The organism is Streptomyces macrolidinus, assembly GCF_023887685.1.
Lineage (GTDB): Bacteria > Actinomycetota > Actinomycetes > Streptomycetales > Streptomycetaceae > Streptomyces > Streptomyces macrolidinus.
In genome coordinates, this window is the sequence record NZ_JAMWMR010000084.1 from 1 (window position 1) to 1,947 (window position 1,947).

A 1,947-nucleotide genomic window follows, 5' to 3' on the forward strand; every position below is an offset into this window, starting at 1 on the left:
AAGAGGTGCGCCACGAACGCGGGAGGCCGCAATGGGTAGTTGAGCGGCGGAACGCGATGCTGTGCGGGCGATGAAGGTAGGCCCTTCGGAGCCGCCCTGCGGGGGGAGGCTTCAAACCGCCACATGCTGCGGAAGCGGTGACGCGACCGTGGTGAGCGATGTGGAAAAGGCGTCCAAGAGGCGTCAGGTAGGGACCAGGAAGACGGAGCGCAAATCCCCGTAAGGGGGACGCTGTTGACGCGTCGTTAAGGATTGAAGCGGCATCAAAACCGGGGGTTACTTTTTGCCCTGGGATGAGCCTGGCGGACACCCGATCTACTGGCCAGGTGGTGCCCGGCGTGGAGGCGACGTGATCCTGGTCTGCTGCGCTCGTAGGGAACGTGGGAAGGCACGAACTGATGCTGCGGTTACCCGTTTTGGATGATGCCGCGCAAGGGAGAACCTCAAGCGGAGAACCCGTAAGAGGCAGAGTACCGATGCAGTTCGTGTTGGCGGACCGGTCCGTAGTAGTGGTGAAGCCCCTGCTGAGCGCGGTGGGAGTGGAGCGAAGGGGTCGGATTGTCCGTGGTTCGTTTGTTTGGTCAACCGGGCACTGTCCGGGAGGAGCTGCGTGAGCGAGCTGAAGTCGTCAGGCAAGTCGTTTGAGATTTCGAAGGGAGAAGTCTGGGATGCTTACCTGAAGGTGAGGGAGAATCAGGGTGCTGCGGGGGTGGATGGCTGCACTATCGAAGAGTTTGAGAAGGACTTGCAGGGGAATCTCTACAAGATCTGGAATCGCATGTCTTCGGGCAGCTATTTTCCGCCTCCCGTAAAAGGTGTGGAGATTCCCAAGCCGCATGGCGGCGGGGTCCGACTCCTCGGTGTGCCTACCGTGGCGGACAGGATCGCCCAGACGGTGGTGGCCGTTCACATGGAGAAACGGGTAGAGCCCGTGTTCCACCCCGACTCCTTCGGCTACCGGCCGGGAAGGTCGGCCCTGGACGCGGTGGCAACATGCCGGCGGCGATGCTGGAAGAAGAAGTGGGCAGTCGAGTTCGACATTGCCAAGTTCTTCGACAGTGTCCGCTGGGACCTGATCGTCAAGGCGGTCGAATCTCATACCGATGCCGCATGGGTGATTCTGTACGTGAAGCGGTGGCTTGCCGCCCCCGTACTGATGCCCAACGGCGCCTTGCGGCAACGAGATCGGGGAACTCCGCAAGGGTCCTCGGTCTCACCCGTATTGGCCAACCTGTTCCTGCACTATGCGTTCGACATGTGGCTCACCCGAACTTTCCCGGGCGTCCAGTTCGAGCGCTATGCGGATGACGCGGTAATTCATTGCTCATCCGAGCGCCAGGCCCGACAGGTCCTGGAGCAGTTGGGACTGAGGATGGCAGAGGTGGGACTTGAGTTGCACCCGGACAAGACCCGGATCATGTACTGCGGGAAGACGAAACAGGGCGGCGAAGCCGCCACGTCCTTCACTTTTCTCGGTTTCACCTTCCGGAACCGTCCGGCGGTCGACCGGAATGGAGAGGTGTTTACATCCTTCCTTCCGGCGGTCAGCAAGGACGCCTTGAAGAAGATGAGCATGGAAGTCCGCTCGTGGCGGATTCACATGCATGTCACCTACTCCTTCGGGGAGTTCGCGAAATGGCTGAACCCCATCATTCGCGGGTGGATGCGGTACTACGGAGCGTTCTATCAAACCGCACTGTATCCCCTCCTGCAGCGCATCAACTACTACCTGTTGCGCTGGGTCCGGAAGAAGTACAAACGACTCAAGACCTACAAGAAGGCTACGAGGAGATGGGACCAGGTCGTAGCGGCCTACCCCTCATTCTTCGCGCACTGGAAATGGGTCAACGTCACCTGACGAAGAGGGCGATAGGAGCCCGGTGACGGGAGACTGTCACGCCGGGATCTGTGGGAGCCCGGGGGTGCGATTCCTCCGGGCCACCCGAC

General features: G+C 60.7%; 1 protein-coding gene. It reads left to right on the plus strand.

Annotated features, from left to right (window positions below; translation table 11 throughout):
* Positions 1 to 610 precede the first annotated feature (610 nt).
* Positions 611 to 1,858: a group II intron reverse transcriptase/maturase gene (gene ltrA / locus NGF19_RS30290; protein ID WP_252429127.1), complete on the plus strand. Its 1,248-nt coding sequence runs from the start codon at positions 611 to 613 to the stop codon at positions 1,856 to 1,858.
* The last annotated feature ends 89 nt before the right edge of the window (positions 1,859 to 1,947 follow it).